The 17784-nt window shown below is 54.3% G+C and carries 15 protein-coding genes and 1 other RNA gene; 8 read left to right on the plus strand and 8 right to left on the minus strand.

Annotated features, from left to right (window positions below; translation table 11 throughout):
- Positions 1-5: 5 nt before the first annotated feature.
- The 8 genes from pqqE to fhuE all read right to left on the minus strand — a co-directional run bounded on the left by pqqE (position 6) and on the right by fhuE (position 7450).
- Complete coding sequence (gene pqqE, locus EVX52_RS06985) at positions 6-1163, minus strand: pyrroloquinoline quinone biosynthesis protein PqqE (protein ID WP_129953753.1); 1158 nt, start codon at positions 1161-1163, stop codon at positions 6-8.
- Positions 1126-1383, minus strand: a complete 258-nt coding sequence (gene pqqD / locus EVX52_RS06990) for a pyrroloquinoline quinone biosynthesis peptide chaperone PqqD (RefSeq protein ID WP_235174637.1) — start codon at positions 1381-1383, stop codon at positions 1126-1128. Before pqqD ends, pqqE begins: the two co-directional genes overlap by 38 nt.
- A 26-nt stretch (positions 1384-1409) precedes the next feature.
- Positions 1410-2177 carry a pyrroloquinoline-quinone synthase PqqC gene (gene pqqC, locus EVX52_RS06995; protein WP_129953681.1) on the minus strand — a complete coding sequence of 256 codons (768 nt, stop codon included), beginning with the start codon at positions 2175-2177 and terminating at the stop codon, positions 1410-1412.
- Between the two features lie 12 nt (positions 2178-2189).
- Entirely contained in the window at positions 2190-3101 is a 912-nt protein-coding gene (gene pqqB, locus EVX52_RS07000; RefSeq protein ID WP_129990953.1) for a pyrroloquinoline quinone biosynthesis protein PqqB, read from the minus strand.
- Positions 3102-3158: 57 nt separating this feature from the next.
- Positions 3159-3230, minus strand: coding sequence for a pyrroloquinoline quinone precursor peptide PqqA (gene pqqA, locus EVX52_RS07005; RefSeq protein WP_013578120.1), 72 nt, complete (start codon positions 3228-3230; stop codon positions 3159-3161).
- A gap of 170 nt (positions 3231-3400) precedes the next feature.
- Positions 3401-4438, minus strand: a complete 1038-nt coding sequence (locus tag EVX52_RS07010; RefSeq protein ID WP_129990954.1) for a dipeptidase — start codon at positions 4436-4438, stop codon at positions 3401-3403.
- A 286-nt stretch (positions 4439-4724) separates the two neighbouring features.
- Positions 4725-4807, minus strand: a non-coding RNA gene (locus EVX52_RS07015) — RtT sRNA.
- Positions 4808-5224: 417 nt separating this feature from the next.
- On the minus strand, positions 5225-7450 hold the full coding sequence (fhuE, locus tag EVX52_RS07020) for a ferric-rhodotorulic acid/ferric-coprogen receptor FhuE (RefSeq protein ID WP_129990955.1): 2226 nt from the start codon (positions 7448-7450) through the stop codon (positions 5225-5227).
- A 929-nt stretch (positions 7451-8379) separates the two neighbouring features.
- On the opposite strand from fhuE, the gene EVX52_RS07025 reads away from it, so the two are divergent.
- From EVX52_RS07025 to EVX52_RS07060, 8 genes are all read left to right on the plus strand, one after another.
- On the plus strand, positions 8380-9282 hold the full coding sequence (locus EVX52_RS07025) for a homocysteine S-methyltransferase family protein (RefSeq protein WP_129990956.1): 903 nt from the start codon (positions 8380-8382) through the stop codon (positions 9280-9282).
- An 86-nt stretch (positions 9283-9368) separates the two neighbouring features.
- Positions 9369-10910, plus strand: a complete 1542-nt coding sequence (locus EVX52_RS07030) for an ABC transporter substrate-binding protein (RefSeq protein WP_205952649.1) — start codon at positions 9369-9371, stop codon at positions 10908-10910.
- 94 nt (positions 10911-11004) lie between these two features.
- On the plus strand, positions 11005-11943 hold the full coding sequence (locus tag EVX52_RS07035; protein WP_129991116.1) for an ABC transporter permease: 939 nt from the start codon (positions 11005-11007) through the stop codon (positions 11941-11943).
- Positions 11944-11961: 18 nt separating this feature from the next.
- Positions 11962-12777, plus strand: coding sequence for an ABC transporter permease (locus EVX52_RS07040; RefSeq protein ID WP_129953675.1), 816 nt, complete (start codon positions 11962-11964; stop codon positions 12775-12777).
- Positions 12774-14360 carry an ABC transporter ATP-binding protein gene (locus EVX52_RS07045; protein WP_129990958.1) on the plus strand — a complete coding sequence of 529 codons (1587 nt, stop codon included), beginning with the start codon at positions 12774-12776 and terminating at the stop codon, positions 14358-14360. The genes EVX52_RS07040 and EVX52_RS07045 overlap by 4 nt, the downstream gene beginning before the upstream one ends.
- 209 nt (positions 14361-14569) lie before the next feature.
- Complete coding sequence (locus tag EVX52_RS07050) at positions 14570-16234, plus strand: methyl-accepting chemotaxis protein (protein WP_129990959.1); 1665 nt, start codon at positions 14570-14572, stop codon at positions 16232-16234.
- A 112-nt stretch (positions 16235-16346) separates the two neighbouring features.
- Positions 16347-17234 (plus strand): RAHN family extended-spectrum class A beta-lactamase, encoded by an 888-nt coding sequence (blaRAHN, locus tag EVX52_RS07055; RefSeq protein ID WP_129990960.1) that lies wholly within the window; start codon positions 16347-16349, stop codon positions 17232-17234.
- A gap of 153 nt (positions 17235-17387) precedes the next feature.
- Positions 17388-17738, plus strand: a complete 351-nt coding sequence (locus EVX52_RS07060; protein WP_129990961.1) for a hypothetical protein — start codon at positions 17388-17390, stop codon at positions 17736-17738.
- The last annotated feature ends 46 nt before the right edge of the window (positions 17739-17784 follow it).

A 17784-nucleotide genomic window follows, 5' to 3' on the forward strand; every position in this document is an offset into this window, starting at 1 on the left:
GACCCTCAGCCTTTAAAAATCAACTGAGAGTTCGCGCGGTTGCGGAACTGCAACTGATTGATCTGAATGTTGGTGCAATTGGCCTGTTCTCGTGCGGCGAGGATTTGGCCGTGATGTTCAGATTTTGAACACACCGGATCGGCGTTGTCGGCATTGCCGGTGAGCATAAAGGCCTGACAGCGGCAGCCGCCGAAGTCTTTCTCTTTTTCTGAACACGAACGGCAGGGTTCCGGCATCCAGTCAAAGCCACGGTATTTGTTAAAACCGAACGAGTCGTACCAGATTTCCTGCAAGGTATTGTCCAGCACCGACGGGAATTCCACCGGCAACTGGCGCGCGCTGTGGCACGGCAGCGCCATGCCTTCCGGCGTCACACTGAGGAATATCGCTCCCCAGCCGCCCATGCAGCCTTTCGGACGTTCTTCATAATAATCGGGTGTCACAAACAGCAGGTTGGCCAGATTACCGGTGCCGGCCATTTTTTCGCGGTACTGGTGCACCACATTTTCGGCGCGGGCGATCTGGTCGCGGGTAGGCAGTAAACCTTCGCGGTTGAGCTGCGCCCAGCCATAAAACTGACAGGTCGCCAGCTCGACATCATCGGCTTCCAGTTCAATGCTCAGATCAATGATCTTGTCGATCTGATCGATGTTATGACGGTGCAACACGAAGTTCAGCACCATCGGATAACCGTGGGCTTTTACCGCTTTGGCCATGTCGAGTTTTTGCCGGAATGCTTTGGCGTTACCCGCCAGCGCGGCGTTCAGCGTCTCATCGCTGGCCTGAAAACTGATCTGGATATGATCCAGTCCGGCGTCGGCAAACGCATCGATTTTCTTTTCGCTCAGCCCGATGCCGGAGGTGATCAGGTTGGTATAAAAACCGAGATCCCGCGCGGCACGGATAAGTTCCGGCAAATCTTTACGCACCAGCGGTTCACCGCCGGAGAAACCGATTTGCACCGCGCCCATTTCCCGCGCTTCTTCGAACACTTTGATCCACTGCGCGGTGGTCAGCTCTTTTTCCTGTTTAGCAAAGTCGAGCGGATTCGAGCAATACGGGCATTGCAGCGGGCAGCGGTAGGTCAGTTCGGCCAGCAGCCACAGCGGCGGTTTGACCGCAGGGTTAAGCCGGTTCACGGAACGTAATCCACTTTTGTGCATGGGCCTGAGCGAAGAAGTCTTTGACGTCGTCATTCACGCCGCCGGCATCCGGGAAACGCGTATTCAGCTCATCAATGATATTGGCGATCGTCCGCTCGCCATCCACGAGTTGTAAAATGAAGGTCGCGCTGTCGTTGAGTTTCGCCATCCCTTCCGGATACAAAATCACATGGCAGTCCTGCGTTTTCTCAAACTGCATGCGGTAGCCGCGACGAAACATCGGCGTGTAGTGTTCGGTAATGGTGATCACAGGAGTCTTCCTTTATGCCAGACCGCCTGTTGCGTCACGCTGTGGTACGGCGGGCGGTTCAGTTCGTAGGCCATGCTCATGGAATCGAGCATGCTCCACAAAATATCGAGTTTGAATTGCAGAATTTCCAGCATGCGCTGTTGTTTTTCGACAGTATCGCAATACTCCAGCGCCAGTTGCAGGCCGTGTTCGACGTCGCGGTTAGCCTGGCTCAGGCGGCTGCGGAAATAACCGTAACCTTCTTCCTCAATCCATGTGTAATGCTGCGGCCAGGTGTCGAGGCGTGCCTGATGGATTTGCGGAGCGAACAGTTCCGTCAGCGAGCTGCACGCGGCTTCCTGCCAGACGGCGCGGCGGGCAAAATTGACGTAGGCATCGACCGCAAAACGCACCCCCGGTAACACCCTTTCTTCTGAAAGCAGCACATCGCGGTCTAACCCCACCGCTTCGCCCAGACGCAGCCAGGCTTCGATACCGCCTTCACTGCCGCCATGTCCGTCGTGATCGAGAATACGCTGTACCCATTTACGGCGGGTTTGCGCATCCGGACAGTTGGCCATGATCGCCGCGTCTTTCAGCGGAATGCTGGTCTGATAATAGAAACGGTTCGCCACCCAGCCCTGAATTTGCTCGCGGGTCGCCTGACCGTTATGCATCGCAATGTGGTACGGATGATGGATGTGATAAAACGCGCCTTTGGCACGCAGCGCCTGTTCAAATTCCTGCGGCGTCATCGGTGACGTCTGTGTTGTCGATATGCTCATGGTCGTTTTGCCCTACAGTTCGATGCGCATCCCGTCCCGGCTGACTTCGATGTTTTGTTGCGTCAGCGCCTGCCGCTCGGCAGAGGATTCATTGAGGATCGGGTTGGTATTATTAATATGGATGAGAATTTTGCGTTTTGCCGGAAGTGACGACAGCAGGGCGATCAGCCCCTGTTCTTCGGCAAGCGCCAGATGGCCCATGTCTTTGCCGGTATTTCGGCCTACGCCGGTGGTTGCCAGCTCGTTGTCCTGCCACAGTGTGCCGTCAATCAGCAGGCAATCCGCTTTGTTCAGCCATTTCAGCAGTTCATCGTCCGGCTCGCCCAGACCCGGTGCATACAGCAGCGAGGTGCCGGTATGGGAGTCTTCGATAAACAGCGCGATATTGTGACCGGGCAGCGGCTTACCGCGATATTTCGAATACGGTGGCGCATTGCTCAGCAGCGGAATGGCGGTGAATGTAAGGTTCGGGCACACGGCAACGGAGAAGCGGTTCTCCGGCTCGATAGCGTGGTGTTGCACGCCACCATTCCAGTGAGAAAGCATGGTAAAGATCGGGAAACCGGTGGTCAGATCTTCGTGGACTTCCGGCGTACACCACACCTGATGCGGGCAGCCTTCACGCAAATTCAGCAGGCCGGTGCAGTGATCAATCTGGCTATCGGTCAGGATGATTGACCCGATAGCGGTGCCGCGTAAAACGTCGTGTTTTATCAGTTCCGGCGTAGCGGCAATCTGGTGACAGATGTCCGGCGAGGCATTACACAGCACCCAGTCGGTGCCATTATCGCTGACGGCAATAGAAGACTGCGTGCGCGGGGACGTTTTCATGGTGCCATTGCGCACGCCCTGACAATTGCTGCAATTGCAGTTCCACTGAGGGAAACCGCCACCAGCTGCGGAACCAAGTACGATAATCTGCATATGAAAACCAGGGGAAAGGGAAGGAAGATGCCCACAGTTAACCGTGGGCATAAAGGCTTAGCGGTTAGAAATGTACAGTGTCACTTCTAAGCCTAAACGCAGGTCTTCGAATGAAGGTTTAGTCCACATAATAATGTCCTCTTGGTGATTACAGTGTTAAGTTCACTGCTGCTTTAATTGCGGCAGGTGATCGGCTTATTGTCAAATATTGATGGTTTGGCTATAAAAATGTTGCGATGAACGCAAACCGATATTGCCCTGTAAGCCACAGGGATTAACGCAAAACCCCGGATGAAAAACTATTCACCCCAGGTCTGTTTTAATAATTTCAGCCAGTTGCGGTACGCGATTTTTTCGATCAATTCATTGCCGTATCCCGCATCAGACATCGCCTGAAGCAGCAAAGGCATTCCGGCAACATCACCGAGAGCATCCGGCACATTGATACCGTCGAAATCCGAACCAAAACCGACATTTTCTTCCCCCAGTTTATCAAGAAGGTTATCAAGATGTTTAACAATTTCGGTTACCGGGGTATCGCCGTTACGTTTTCCATCGGCCCGCAGAAAAGCAGTGCCGAAATTAACACCAACGAAGCCATCGCTTTCTGCAATTGCGGCCAGTTGTTTATCGGTCAGATTGCGCGGTTGCGGACACAGCGCGTGCACATTTGAGTGGGTCGCGACCAGCGGAGCATCGCTGAATGTCGCCGTCTGCCAGAAGGCTTTTTCATTCATATGCGAGACATCAAACAGAATTTTTTTCCGGTTACACTCACGCAATAATCCAAGCCCGGCGGGCGTCAGGCCATCTCCGGTGTCAGGCGAACCGGGGAAGTCACCCTTTACACCGGTACCAAACTGGTTGGGTAAATTCCACAACGGACCGATGCTGCGTAGCCCTTTTTCATACCAGCGCTCCAGCCGCGAGAAATCATCCCCGAGTGCTTCCGCCCCTTCGATATGCATCACCATCGCCAGCACATTCTGCGCAATACACGCTTCAATTTCACCGACCGTCCGGCAGATTTTTGCCCGCCCGGCGGACTGTGTTTCAAGGCGTTCCAGCAGCGAAATCTGCGCTTGCGTAATGGTGTAAGCATCATGGATTTCTGCAGGGGAATTGGGCTTCAGTTGTGGCATATACGAAGCAGGTGGTACAAAAACAGCGAATAATCCGCCTGCAAAGCCACCCAGACGACAGCGCCTGAGATCGAGATGACCCTCAAGGGAGCCATCAAGAAACAAAGCAGCAGGATCTGCTGCGTCATGCAGCCACAGGCGAAGTAACAGGTCGTTATGACCGTCAAAGACAGGAGTATTGGGGATGGTGTTCATGATGTTAATGGTACTTTATAAAAGCATGTTGAAACATGGAGAATTATGTAAGTTTTGGTTTTTTTGCACGGATCGGTGCAAAGGGGGCGATTTTAAAGTCAATTTCCAGGTCAAGGTCAAGACCGTGGGCGTCGGCCCACACCGACTTGGGGGGCGGCCTATCGCCGCCACCCCCCAAGACCCCCCGGGCTCTTTTACTGCGCGCTGTCGCAGGCACGACGGACATGTTCTGGTGCAATAGTGAGTGGCGCAAATCCAGGTGCTTCGCACTGCCTTCTCTCGGTGTTACTCGGCCTGCGGCCTCGCCCTTCGGGCCGTCACTTCGTGACGTTGTCTCGCAGAGCTCGACCCGAGCCACAGGTCTCGAAGCCGCTCCGTTCAGCTGAATTTTGAGCACGCCAATCAACCTTTTTAAAAGATAAAAAACAGTATGCCGTTGAATTTAAGATCGTGGGGGCGATTCAGAAAGCTTGCTGAACGGAGCGGCCTGAAGACCTCAGGCTTCAGGACCGAGAGAAGGTACCGCGCAGCGGCAAGATTTCCAGCCTGTCGCGGAGATACCTGAAACATAGCCAGCGAGCGGAGCGCGTATTGAAAAAGCGAGGGGAGTTCAGAGGGGAAAAGCCTTTCCCCTCTGGTCGGTTTCGGCGCAGCGCGTCATGTGACCGCAGCACTTGAGAAACCGAAATATTCTCGATCCAGCCATCACGGCGAGTGAGAAACCGAAATATACCCGTTCTGCCCTCACTGCAAGTGAAAAGCCGCAATTGCTGCGGCCTCAGCAAATCAGAAACTATAGCTCGCCGTCACCGACACATTTCTCGGTTCCCCGTACACCACATACTGATTCACGCTGGTGTCATATTCTTTGTCAAACAGGTTATTCACGTTAGCCTGCACTGCCAGCTGTTTGGTGACCTGATAACGGCTGAACAGATTAACCAGCGCGTAGCTGCCTTGTTCCGCATAGCGCGTACCGTTGCCGCTTGGCCCCGGAACCGTATCCCAGACATGTGTCTGCCAGTTCACACCACCGCCGACGGTCAGATCCTGCAACATCGGCAGACGATAGCTGGAGAATAATTTCAGCTGGGTGCGCGGCAACTGAGGATTAACTGCATCGCTGTTTTCATCTTCTGCAATATAACGGGTGCCGCCGAACGTCATCTGCCAGTTATCAGTCAGGGCGCCGTTCACTTCAAATTCTACGCCGCGACTGACAGTGCCATTTTTACCTTCGTAAGCCGTATCGGTTGAGCCCGGGATTGTACGGCCGGTACTTTGCGCGACGTTGTCCAGCTTTGCACGGAACACGGAAACAGAGGCCGTCAGGCGGCTGTTGAACCAGTCGGCTTTCACCCCCGCTTCGTAATTCTTACCAATGACCGGTGACAGGTAGCCGCCGTTAATATCACGGTAAGTCTGTGGCTGGAATACTGACGTATAGCTGGCATATGTGGACCACGTATCGTTGATGTCAAACACCAGACCCGCGTACGGTGTGATGTTGTTCTTCTCGATCTGGTCGGTCAGGGTATGAGAATTCCAGTTAGTGTAACGCGCCCCAACGATCAGGTGCAGCGGGTCGGCCAGCGAGAGGCGCGTAGCCACGTAAGCTGATTTCTGACGAATAACATTTTCTTCTGCCAGAGCACGCGGGGCCCAGTCGGTTTCGGGGAACTGTCCGTTGAAATCGTTAAAATTGCCCAGTTCTTCGGTGGTGATATTGGCAAATGAACTGTAATAAGTGTTCTGCTGTTTACTGTAGCTCACACCGGTCATCAGTTCATGCTGACGGCCAAACAGTTCATACGGGCCGCTGGCGAAGGCATCCACACCATCGACTTTCCGTTTACCGGTGTTATAGCCGGTTCCTGCGACCACCGGATAACCGGCATAGGCGGATTCACCTACCCCGGTTGTTTTATCGAATGTCCCGTCGATATACATCATTTTGCTGTCGATATGGGATTCAGTACGGGTGCCGTTCAGCGTGGCCTGCCAGCCATTATCGAATGACTGTTTCAGGGTGGTGAACAGCTTGGTGGTTTCTTTATCGCTGTAAGCCCAGTCCGGCGCTGAGTTAAACCCGCGACGATAATCGGTTTTGCTGCCGTCCAGATACCAGCGCGGCATGCCGCCCCAGGTCGGGCTGTCGGTGTTGGTTTGCTGGAATTCGTAGCCTGCGGAAAGCAGGGTGGAATCAGTCAGGTCAGCATCAACGGTGGCATAGACGAATTTTTTTGTTGCGCCGTAACGTTCAACGTAGCTGTTTTTGTCCTGATAACCGGTGATCAGACGGCCACGTATACTGCCGGATTCGTTCAGCGGAGTGGCTAAATCCGCCACGTAACGCTGTTTATTCCAGCTGCCGTAAGTAGCCGAAACATTACCGGTGAATTCTTTGCTGTCGGCGTGTTTACGCACCTGGTTGACGGAGGCCGACGGGTTGCCCGGGCCAGTCATCAGGCCGGTTGCACCACGCACCACTTCGATACGGTCGTAAATTGCCGTGTCTGACTGTGAATCGCCCAGGTCCCAGCGCGGATCGAAAGTGGTCGGAATGTTATCGACCATGTAGTTGTCGATCAGAAAGCCACGGGCGTAATAAGTACGACGGTCAAGATCCGAAACGCTTTCCTGAATGCCGGTGGTATTTCTCAGCACGTCACCCAAAGACTGTAACTGCTGATCTTCCATGCGCTGCTTGCTGATGATGCTGACGGACTGGGGAATATCGCGCGCTGTCAGAGCCATTTTTGTGCCTGCGGTGGTGACCGGGACACTGTAATCGGTGGCGGCGGTATCAGCGGTGCTGTCGGCGTTACTCTGCCCGGTGACCACCACAGTATCGTCACCCGTTTTCTTAACGGTGGTGTCTGCGGCATACGCAGAATGCAATGACGACGAAATTAACAATGCGATCACTGAAAGTGAACGTTTCTTTCCGGAATTATTATCAATGTTTTGCTTATTGTTCCTGACAGCGCAATCCCCTGAAAAAACAGGCATAACTATTCTCCACACGGTTATTTTATTATTTTTAAGCCACGGCATTTTTGTATGAATACGGCTTTATCTGCATGAGCAAACCCCGCCAGAATCCCCCGGACAAGGGCTGGACAAGATAAAATGGTCATGGTTAATAAAGCGAATGAGAATAATACGCATTGGGTTTATCGCTGTAAATAAATATTACAGACGGGGGGCGTCCACACAGGCCTTTTAAGGTCAAGACCGTGGGCGTCGGCCCACACCGACTTGGGGGGCGGCCTATCGCCGCCACCCCCCAAGACCCCCCGGGCTCTTTCACTGCGCGCTGTCGCGGGCACGACGGACGTGTTTCGTGGCTATAGTAAGTGGCGCAAATCCAGGTGCTTCGCACTGCCTTCACTCGGTCTTCGGGCCACAGGTCTCGAAGCCGCTCCGTTCAGCTGGATTTTGAGCACGCCATTGCACTCTTTAAAACAGATGAGTCCTGTTTTGATTTTAAGATCATGCGGGCGATTCAGAAAGCTTGCTGAATGAGAGGTTGCAGACCAAAGGCTGCAATCCCGAAATGAAGGGACCGCACAGCGGCAAGATTTCCAGCCTGTCACTGAGATATCTGAAACATGGCCAGCGAGCGGAGCGCGTGTTGAAAAAGCGAAGGGAGATCCAGGAGGGAAAAAGCATTTTTCCCTCTTGGTCGGTTTCGGCGCGAAGGGTCGTGTGATCACCGTTAGTGAGAAACCGAAATATTCCCGGTTTGCCCTCACAGCAAGTGAGAAACCGAAATATTCCCGATCCAGCCCTCACGGCGAGTGAGACCAGTTTACAATAAAAAACCCACCTTTTAGCCATTAAGAAATCTAGACATCTAAACGTTCGTTTTGTAGAGTGTCACCACCTGCCGGATTAACGATTGATTCGGCTAAGAAAAATACAACGGCGGTGGCACAATGATCAGTAACATTAAAATCCTCGATGGTGGCATGGGGCGCGAACTGGCCCGCATGGGGGCTCCTTTTCGCCAGCCTGAATGGTCTGCACTGGCGCTGATGCAGGCTCCTGAATTTGTTCGGGCTGCTCACGATGCTTTTATTGCTGCCGGTTCTCAGGTCATTACCACCAACAGTTACGCCGTTGTGCCGTTCCACGTGGGTGAAGAAGTTTTTGCGGAGCAGGGCGCTGCGCTGATTGCGCTCTCCGGCAAGCTGGCTCGCGAGGCGGCTGATGCGGCACGGGCTGCCGTGCAGGTTGCGGGTTCGCTCCCTCCGGTTCTCGGATCTTATCGCCCGGATCTGTTCGAGCCAGTGGCGGCCAAAAAATTACTGCAAGTGCTGGTGGATAACCTGACGGACAGCGTTGATGTCTGGCTGGCGGAAACGCAAAGCTCTGTTGCAGAAGTCGAAGCCGTGCGCGATGTGCTGGGCGATGACCCGCGTCCGCTGTGGCTGTCTTTTACCTTGCAGGACAATCTCGACGATCAGGGTAATGCGCTGCTGCGCTCCGGTGAAGCGGTTGTCGATGCGGTCAGTGTGGCGCTGCGGGTTTCTGCGGCGGCGGTGCTGTTCAATTGCAGCCGTCCTGAAGTGATGGCGACTGCGGTGAAAGCTGCACGAGCGGCGCTGACTGCACAGGGATCTCAGCTTGATATCGGCGTGTATGCCAATGCGTTCGAGCCTTCCGATAATAAACGCGGTGCCAATGAAGGGCTGAGCAAAATGCGTCAGGACACTGATCCTGCCGGTTATCTCGATTTCGCGAAAGACTGGGTGGCGCAGGGTGCGACCATGGTCGGCGGTTGTTGCGGGATCGGGCCGGAACATATTGCCGCGCTGAAACAGGCCTTCGCCAGATAATATCCATCACCAGATAACATCCATAAAAAGAATAAAACGCATATTAATGCTGAAGATGCATTCTTCGCAGACAGGGGAAAACCATGATTGATCGTCGTTCATTTATTAAAAGTGCGGGTGCACTTTCCGTTGCTGCGGCTACCCATTCACTGTGGCTGGGCAATGCCTTTGCTGCGGAGGCAGAAAAACCGAAAAAAGGCGGCCATCTGGTCGTCGGCGTGGACAATGCCTCCAGCACCGACCGTCTGGATCCGGCATTCTGGTTCGAAACTTACATGTATTTCGTCGGTTCTCAGATGTTTAACAATCTGGTGGAGATCGACGAAAACGCCAGACTGGCACCGTCACTGGCTGAAGCCTGGGCCTCAACCGATGGCAGCAAAACCTGGGTGCTGAAAATCCGTCAGGGCGTGCAGTTCCATGATGGCCGTTCGCTGGGCGCGAAAGATGTGGTGTATTCCCTCAATCATCACCGGGGTGAGAAATCCACGTCGCCGGTCAAGGGTTATCTGGACACTGTCAGTTCGATTGAAGCCACCGGCGACCATGAGGTCACTGTTAAGCTCACCGCACCGGACGTCGAATTCGTCTGGCTGCTGAGCGCCGTGCATTTCGCCATTACTGCTGAAAATGAAAACTTTGATAAAGGCATCGGCACCGGCGCATTTATCCTTGAAAAATTCCAGCCGGGTGTGTCCACGCTGACCAAACGTAATCCGAACTACTGGAACAGCGAACGCGGGCATGTCGATTCTGTCGAAACGCTGGCGATGAACGATTCAACAGCCCGTGTGGCCGCACTGGTCAGTGGTTCGGCACAGCTGATTAACCGCGTGAATCCGCGCATTGTCAGCCGCATCGAACGTATGCCGAACCTGAAACTGGTACGGGCGAAAGACAGCATGATTTACACTTTCCCCGGGCTGTCAAATCTGGCGCCGTTCGATAATGTTGATGGCCGTCTGGCGCTCAAATACGCCATCGATCGTCAGAAAATTATCGACACCGTGCTCGGCGGTTACGCCAGCGTGGCGAACGACAACCCGATTTTCCCGTCGAACCGATACTTTGCGAAAGATATTCCGCAGCGTCCGTACGACCCAGAAAAAGCGCAGTTCCACTGGAAGAAATCCGGTTTCAGCGGCCCTCTGACGCTGAATGTCGCCGATGCCGGTTTCCCCGGCGCGGTCGATGCCGGTCAGCTTTATCAGCAATCCGCCGCCAAAGCGGGCATTAACCTGAATGTGGTGCGCGTGCCGGACGATGCGTTCTGGAATGATATCTGGCAGAAAAAAGCCTTTGTGTCGTCGAACTGGGCGAACCGTCCGACCGCCGACGCGCTGCTCTCTCTGGTGTTCACCAGTCAGTCTTCATGGAATGAATCGGCGTGGCACGTACCGGCTTTCGATGCGATGGTCAAAGCCGCACGCGGTGAACCGGACGAAGCGCGCCGCAGGCAGATTTACCATGACATTCAGGTGATGCTGGTTGATCAGGGAAGCGAGATCATCCCGCTGTACGCCGATGCGCTCGACGGTTGTTCCGCCAAAATCAAAGGGTTTACATCCGTTCCGGGAATGCCGCTCAGTGGTAACCGTGCGGCAGAGAAAGTCTGGATTGAAGGCTGAACCGGGTAAAAATATGTCTGACTTATCTGCACAACAGAAAGTGACACAGCGGCCTGCGGGCCGTTTTTCGCAACACCGTTCCGGCTTGCTGAGCATGGTACTGGTGCGGCTGTTCTATGGCGTGCTGGTGGTGCTGGCCGTTTCCGTGCTGATTTTTGCCGGTGTACAACTGCTGCCGGGCAATGCGGCGACGGCGATCCTCGGTCAGAGCGCCACGCCCGATGCTATCCGCGAACTGAATTTTCAACTGGGGCTGGATAAACCGGCGGTCAGCCGTTATCTGAGCTGGCTGGCGGGTGTGCTGCATGGCGATTTCGGCACCAGTTTTTCGAGTCGCGAAGCCATCAGCGGTCCGTTGTTTACCCGCCTGGGGAATACACTGTTTCTGGCCGGATGTACCGCCGCGATTGCGGTTCCGCTGGCGCTGCTGATCGGGTTTATTTCTGTGCGTTATCAGGGCAGTGTCATTGATACACTGCTCAACGTCATCACCCGCGCCACGGTGGCCCTGCCGGAATTTTTCTCCGGTTATTTGCTGATTCTGATATTTGCCATCACGCTGGCGTGGGCACCGAGCAACAGCAGTATCACTGCAGATATGCCGCTGGCGGCCAAACTCTCCGCCATTTCCCTGCCGTGCGCCACACTGGTACTGGCGATCCTCGGCCATATGAGCAACATGACCCGCGCTGCGCTGATAGCCGCGCAAAGTTCGGCGTATGTGGATACCGCGTTGCTCAAAGGGCTGTCACCGTCGCGCATTTTATGGCGTCACGTATTGCCCAATGCGGTGGGGCCGATCATCAATGTCGTGGCGATCAATCTGGCCTATCTGATGGTCGGTGTGGTGATTGTCGAGAACGTATTTGTTTATCCGGGACTCGGGCAGTACATGGTCGACAGCATCAGCAAACGCGATATTCCGGTGATGCAGGATTGCGCGTTGCTGCTGGCAGGTATTTATATCCTGCTTAATTTGCTGGCGGATGTGATGGCGCTGGTCGCTAATCCGCGTTTACGCCATAACCGCTGAATCTTAGGAATTGCTGTAATGCCTGCTTTAAAACCTGCTTCGATACTGGGCCTGCTGGTGCTAAGCCTGTTTATCCTTATCGCCATTTTTGCCCCGTGGCTGGCCCCGCACACGCCGGATCAGACGATCGGCATGTCGTGGGATTTACCGGGGCCCGGTTCCATTCTGGGCACCGATAATCTCGGCCGTGATCTGCTTTCCCGCCTGATCTGGGGCACACGGGTTTCCCTTGGTGTGACCGCACTGGCGGCACTGGTGGCGTTTATCGTCGGTTGTACGTTCGGGTTTATTGCCGGACTGCGCGGCGGCTGGCTGGATCAGGTGATTTCCCGCTGCAACGATATTGTGATGGCTATTCCGACGCTGATCCTGGCGCTGATCGTGCTGGCTGTTTTGCCGAAAACCATTCTGGTGCTGACGCTGGTGCTTGGCCTGCTGGAATCAACCCGTGTGCTGCGCGTGGCCCGATCCCTTGCAGTGGATATCGGCGTAATGGAATTTGTTGATGTGGCGCGGTTGCGCGGTGAAAGTCTCGGCTGGATCCTCCTGCATGTGATTTTACCCAATGCGCTCCAGACGCTGATCGCCGAATTCGGCCTGCGTTTTATTTTTATTCTGCTGTTTCTCTCTGCGCTGTCATTCCTCGGGCTGGGTATTCAGCCTCCGACCGCTGACTGGGGCGGACTGGCGCGCGATAACAAAGACGGCATTTTGTTTGGCGTCTGGGCGGCACTGGTGCCGGGGGGCGCAATCGCGGTACTGGCGCTGGCAGTCAACGCCGTGGCGGACTGGCTGATAAGCGGTGAGCGTCGTGTGTGGGGGAAAAAAGCATGAATGAGCACGTACTGAGTATCGAAAACCTGTGCGTGGTGTCGCAGGGTAAAAATTCGCGCACGCTGGTGGATGATGTCTCTTTCACTGTGAAGCGCGGCGAAGTGCTGGGTCTGATCGGCGAATCGGGCGCAGGCAAATCCACCATCGGACTGGCTATTCTCGGGCATTGCCGGCAGGGGATGCGCATCCGGTCCGGCAAAATTGCGTTCAGCGGACAGGAACTGACTTCGCTTTCTGAGCGCCAGTTGCGTCAGGTGCGCGGCAGAAAGATTGCTTATGTCGCGCAGTCTGCCGGAGCGGCGTTTAATCCGGCGATCACCCTCGGCGAGCAGGTCATTGAGGCGGCGCTGAAACACAATGTGTATCCCCGCCGTCAGGCGCAGGCCAAAGCCATTGCTCTGTTTGAACAGCTTGGTCTGCCGGATCCACAGGCGTTTTATCAGCGTTATCCGCATCAGGTTTCCGGCGGTCAGTTACAGCGCGCGATGATTGCCATGGCGCTGTGCGCCGGGCCTGAGTTGTTGATTTTCGATGAGCCGACCACCGCGCTGGATGTCACCACCCAGCTCGGCGTGCTGAAAGCTATCAGTGATGTGATCCGCTTTTCCGGCGTCGCGGCGATTTACATCAGTCATGATCTGGCGGTGGTGGCGCAGATAAGCGATCACATTATGGTGTTGCAGCACGGTAAAACAGTTGAACAGGCGGGAACGGCACAATTGCTGAGCCAGCCACAACAGGTTTACACCCGCCGTTTGCTGCATGCACAGGGTGGGAACAAAACGCCGCAAACGGGTCATGCACCAGCAGCGCTGGATATCAGTAACATCAGTGCTCGCTATCATGCACAGCCGGTACTGCAAAATGTTTCGCTGAGTTTGCCGCGCGGGCGCACGCTGGCGGTGATCGGTGAATCCGGTTCGGGGAAATCGACGCTCGGTAAAGTGATTTGCGGGCTGCTTACCCAGGAAAGCGGAGAAGTCAGTCTGAATCAGCAAGTATTGCCCGCCAGTTTGCACCAGCGCAGCCGCGTTCAGTTGCGCGATGTACAACTGATCCATCAGATCCCCGACACGGCGCTGAATCCGAAAGAGCGTATTGGCAGTCAGATTTCCCGTGCACTGGCCTGCTTTACGAGCCTGAACCGCAGCCAGCGCGAGGCCAGGGTGAGTGAACTGCTGGCGCAGGTCGGATTACATGCCGAACTGGCGGCGCGTTTTCCTGCCGCACTTTCCGGCGGGCAAAAACAGCGCGTGTGTATTGCGCGGGCGCTGGCAGCGGAGCCAAAAGTTATCGTTTGCGATGAACCAACCTCGGCGCTCGACCCGTTAGTTGCCCGCGATGTGCTGGCATTACTGCGCCAGATCCAGCAGGACACCGCCATTTCTTACCTGTTTATTACCCACGATTTGCAGGTAGTGCGCGAAATCGCCGATGAAGTCGCGGTGCTCAGACAGGGTGTGATTGTGCGTCAGGGACCGGTCACCTCCGCACTGGCCGAACCGCTGGATGATTACACCCGCGAGTTGCTGCGATCCGTGCCTGAAATGCGGGTTGGCTGGCTTGAGGAAATGTTTGCCTGATAATGCTCCTCTCCTGCACAGGGGAGGAGCAGAACCATTTATCCCTCTTTACACTTCCCAATATTCACATCACTAAAGATTCCCTTATTTATACCGATAACCTTTAAGAATTAATTAGATTATTAGAAAGTAGTTCCGCTATGTAATCAATATTTTGAATTATTTTTCATTGTATTAATTTTTAATGGCCAGGAAATAAGGGAAATAAAATGTGTAAACTGATCAACAGTATGCGTGTCGGCGCCCGTTTAGGGACAGCATTCGGCCTTATCATTTTGCTTTTAGTGATTGTCAGCGCTATCGCCATTACCAAAATAAGCAACATCAATAGCAGTATTGACCAAATAGTCAGTGACCGTTACGTCAAAGTCCGGCTGGCATTTGACGTCCGCGACGGCGTAAATGACCAGATTAAATATCTGCGCGGCATCGTCATTGATACTAAAAATCCTGAGCAGAATAAGAAGCGTTATGTACAGCTGGATGACACGGTTAAACAAACCAATGTCGCAATGGACAAAATCGCCGCTATTCAGACGACCATGACCGGCAAGCAAAAAATCAAAGCGTTGCAGGAGGCGGGGCAAACATTCGAAACCGCCAAAGAGCAACTGATTGCCTTAGCCAGTGCCGGTGATATGGAAGGGGCGACCGAGTTTGTTCTGCGTAAACTGACCATTTCGCAAAATGCGTATCTGGACCTGGCGACCGCGTTTGCTAACTCTCAGGATCAGCAATTACAGGCCGAAGGTAAAACAGCGCTGGCCGATGGTGCCACCGCCATTCAGCTGACGCTGATTTTCTCTGCGCTGGCCATTTTAATGGCAGCCGCGCTGGGTTATTTCCTGACCCGCTCAATCACCCGTCCGCTGCATACTGCGGTGAAAGTGGCAGAAAACGTAGCGGCTGGCGATCTGACCACGCAAATCCAGGTAACTTCCCAGGATGAAACTGGGCAGCTCATGCAGGGGCTGAAAAACATGAATGAAAATCTGCTGAGGATCGTGACCGAAGTGCGTGCAGGCACGAATGCCATCACCAGCGCATCCGGTGAAATTGCTGCCGGAAACCTGGATTTGTCTTCCCGTACCGAGCAGCAAGCCAGTTCACTGGAAGAAACTGCATCCGCTATGGAACAGATGACAGCCACGGTGAAACAGAATGCCGATAATGCGCGTCAGGCCAATCAGCTGGCGGCGCAGGCTTCCCGCGTGGCGGTGCAGGGCGGTGTAGTGGTCGGTGAAGTCGTGAACACGATGGAAGGTATCAATATTTCCTCGCGCAAAATCGTCGATATCATTGCAGTGATTGATGGTATTGCTTTCCAGACTAACATTCTGGCGTTGAACGCTGCTGTTGAAGCGGCGCGTGCCGGTGAGCAGGGGCGTGGTTTTGCCGTGGTGGCTTCCGAAGTGCGCAATCTGGCGCAACGCTCTGCCAGTGCCGCCAAAGAGATCAAAGTGCTGATCGATGATTCTGTGGCGAAGGTGGATAACGGCACGCAGCTGGTCGCCAAAGCCGGTGCCACCATGGCGGAAGTGGTGTCCAGCGTAAAAAATGTGACAGACATCGTCGGCGAAATTGCCATTGCCAGTAACGAACAAAGCACCGGGATTGAAGAGATTAACAAAGCCATCAACCAGATGGATGAAGTGACTCAGCAGAACGCCGCGTTAGTTCAGGAAGCCTCTTCGGCGGCGCATTCGCTCAACGAGCAGGCTGAGCGTTTGTCGCAGGCCATCAGCATTTTCAAAGTCAGCGCGGGTTCGGCGACAGCAGCGGTGCGCAAAGCCTCTCAGACGAAAACACCGGCGTTTCTGTCAAACCGTCAGACGATCCCCGCCGTTGAGGAAGGAAACTGGGAAACGTTTTAAGCGCGATATCACGGCTTTTTTCTGCTCAAAACCCGACATTCGTGTCGGGTTTTTTACTTTCTGCCCCTGCTTTTGCCATAATCCCTTCGCCAATATAAAGGAGAAGGCTTTGATGATGAAAAATACCCTGCGTAAAACCGTACTGATGGCGGCGGCTGTGGTGCCAATGCTCGCATTCAGCGCGGCATCATGGGCGCAAACGGCTACAAAAATGACGTCAGTGCAGCAGCAGCTTGCCGCGCTGGAAAAAGACAGCGGTGGCCGTCTTGGCGTGATGCTGATTAATACCGAAGACAACTCCCAGATTGCTTACCGCGCCGATGAACGTTTTGCGATGTGCAGCACCAGTAAGTTCATGGCCGCGTCAGCCATTCTTAAACAAAGTGAAACGCAAACGGAACTGCTGAACCGGCACGTCAGCATCAAAAAATCTGATCTGGTAAATTACAACCCGATCACCGAAAAGCACCTCGGTAAGGGGATGACGATCGGCGAACTGGCTGCCGCCGCCTTGCAGTACAGCGATAATACCGCCATGAATAAACTGATCGGGCAGCTTGGCGGGCCGCAGAAAGTCACGGAATATGCCCGCACGCTCGGCGATAAAACGTTCCGTCTGGACCGCACCGAACCGACACTGAACACCGCCATTCCGGGCGATGACCGCGACACCACATCACCGCGAGCGATGGCGCTGAGTCTGCAACACGTCGCGCTGGGCAGCGCACTGGCTGAACCGCAACGTGCGCAACTGGTGGAATGGATGAAAGGCAACACCACCGGCGCGATGAGTATCCGCGCGGGGCTGCCTGCGACCTGGGTGGTTGGCGATAAAACTGGCAGCGGCGATTACGGGACAACGAATGATATTGCGGTGATCTGGCCGGAAAATAAGGCTCCGCTGATCCTGATTACCTATTTTACGCAGCCGGAGAAAAATGCGAAATCCCGTCGCGATGTGCTGGCTTCCGCAGCAAAAATTGTTACGCAGGGGTATTGATGACGTAAGCATCAGACGGCGGAAGGGGACTTTCGCCGTTTTCAGACTTTTAAGACACTTCCTCTTTCTGCCTGCCGCCCTGCTTTATACTCTTTCCCTGTAATCGGATGTTTTTATAAGAATTTTAAACACTTTTGGAAAGGGAGTTTATCCATGGCAGGTCCTTTATCCCGTTTGATCCGTATCACCTGTACTTCTGCATTACTTTTCAGCTTTGCCGCCGTTGCCGACCAACAAGGCAGACAACAACTGCAAGATCAATTCGCTGAGAAAAACCGGCAGCAGCATGAACAGATGTTACAGTCTGAGCGTCAATGGCGCGAGGACAGCCAGAAGTCTGCCAATGAATATCATGAGCAGATACAGCGACAGATCAAAGAGCAGGAAGACACCACAACCCGTATTCAGAACGAAGCCATCGCTACCCATGAGAAACGCGACGCTGAAGCCCGCGAGGCGGCAAGACAAAAACGTGAGCAGGCAGGCGATCCTGAGCGCAACTGAGCCTGACGGCTCAGGGACGGTTTAACGCCCGTTTTTCCCGTTAGTC

Origin of the sequence: Rahnella sp. CFA14(1/10) (assembly GCF_004195095.1) — a bacterium.
Taxonomy (GTDB): Bacteria; Pseudomonadota; Gammaproteobacteria; order Enterobacterales; family Enterobacteriaceae; genus Rahnella; species Rahnella perminowiae.

Excerpts from the sequence above, each read along its gene's own strand:
- blaRAHN (WP_129990960.1), top strand. The coding sequence starts at position 16,347 with ATGATGAAAAATACCCTGCGTAAAACCGTACTGATGGCGGCGGCTGTG.
- pqqD (WP_235174637.1), bottom strand. The coding sequence starts at position 1,383 with ATGTTTCGTCGCGGCTACCGCATGCAGTTTGAGAAAACGCAGGACTGC.
- pqqB (WP_129990953.1), bottom strand. The coding sequence starts at position 3,101 with ATGCAGATTATCGTACTTGGTTCCGCAGCTGGTGGCGGTTTCCCTCAG.
- EVX52_RS07050 (WP_129990959.1), top strand. The coding sequence starts at position 14,570 with ATGTGTAAACTGATCAACAGTATGCGTGTCGGCGCCCGTTTAGGGACA.
- fhuE (WP_129990955.1), bottom strand. The coding sequence starts at position 7,450 with ATGCCTGTTTTTTCAGGGGATTGCGCTGTCAGGAACAATAAGCAAAAC.
- EVX52_RS07040 (WP_129953675.1), top strand. The coding sequence starts at position 11,962 with ATGCCTGCTTTAAAACCTGCTTCGATACTGGGCCTGCTGGTGCTAAGC.
- pqqE (WP_129953753.1), bottom strand. The coding sequence starts at position 1,163 with ATGCACAAAAGTGGATTACGTTCCGTGAACCGGCTTAACCCTGCGGTC.
- pqqC (WP_129953681.1), bottom strand. The coding sequence starts at position 2,177 with ATGAGCATATCGACAACACAGACGTCACCGATGACGCCGCAGGAATTT.
- EVX52_RS07045 (WP_129990958.1), top strand. The coding sequence starts at position 12,774 with ATGAATGAGCACGTACTGAGTATCGAAAACCTGTGCGTGGTGTCGCAG.
- EVX52_RS07035 (WP_129991116.1), top strand. The coding sequence starts at position 11,005 with ATGGTACTGGTGCGGCTGTTCTATGGCGTGCTGGTGGTGCTGGCCGTT.
- EVX52_RS07010 (WP_129990954.1), bottom strand. The coding sequence starts at position 4,438 with ATGAACACCATCCCCAATACTCCTGTCTTTGACGGTCATAACGACCTG.
- EVX52_RS07060 (WP_129990961.1), top strand. The coding sequence starts at position 17,388 with ATGGCAGGTCCTTTATCCCGTTTGATCCGTATCACCTGTACTTCTGCA.
- EVX52_RS07025 (WP_129990956.1), top strand. The coding sequence starts at position 8,380 with ATGATCAGTAACATTAAAATCCTCGATGGTGGCATGGGGCGCGAACTG.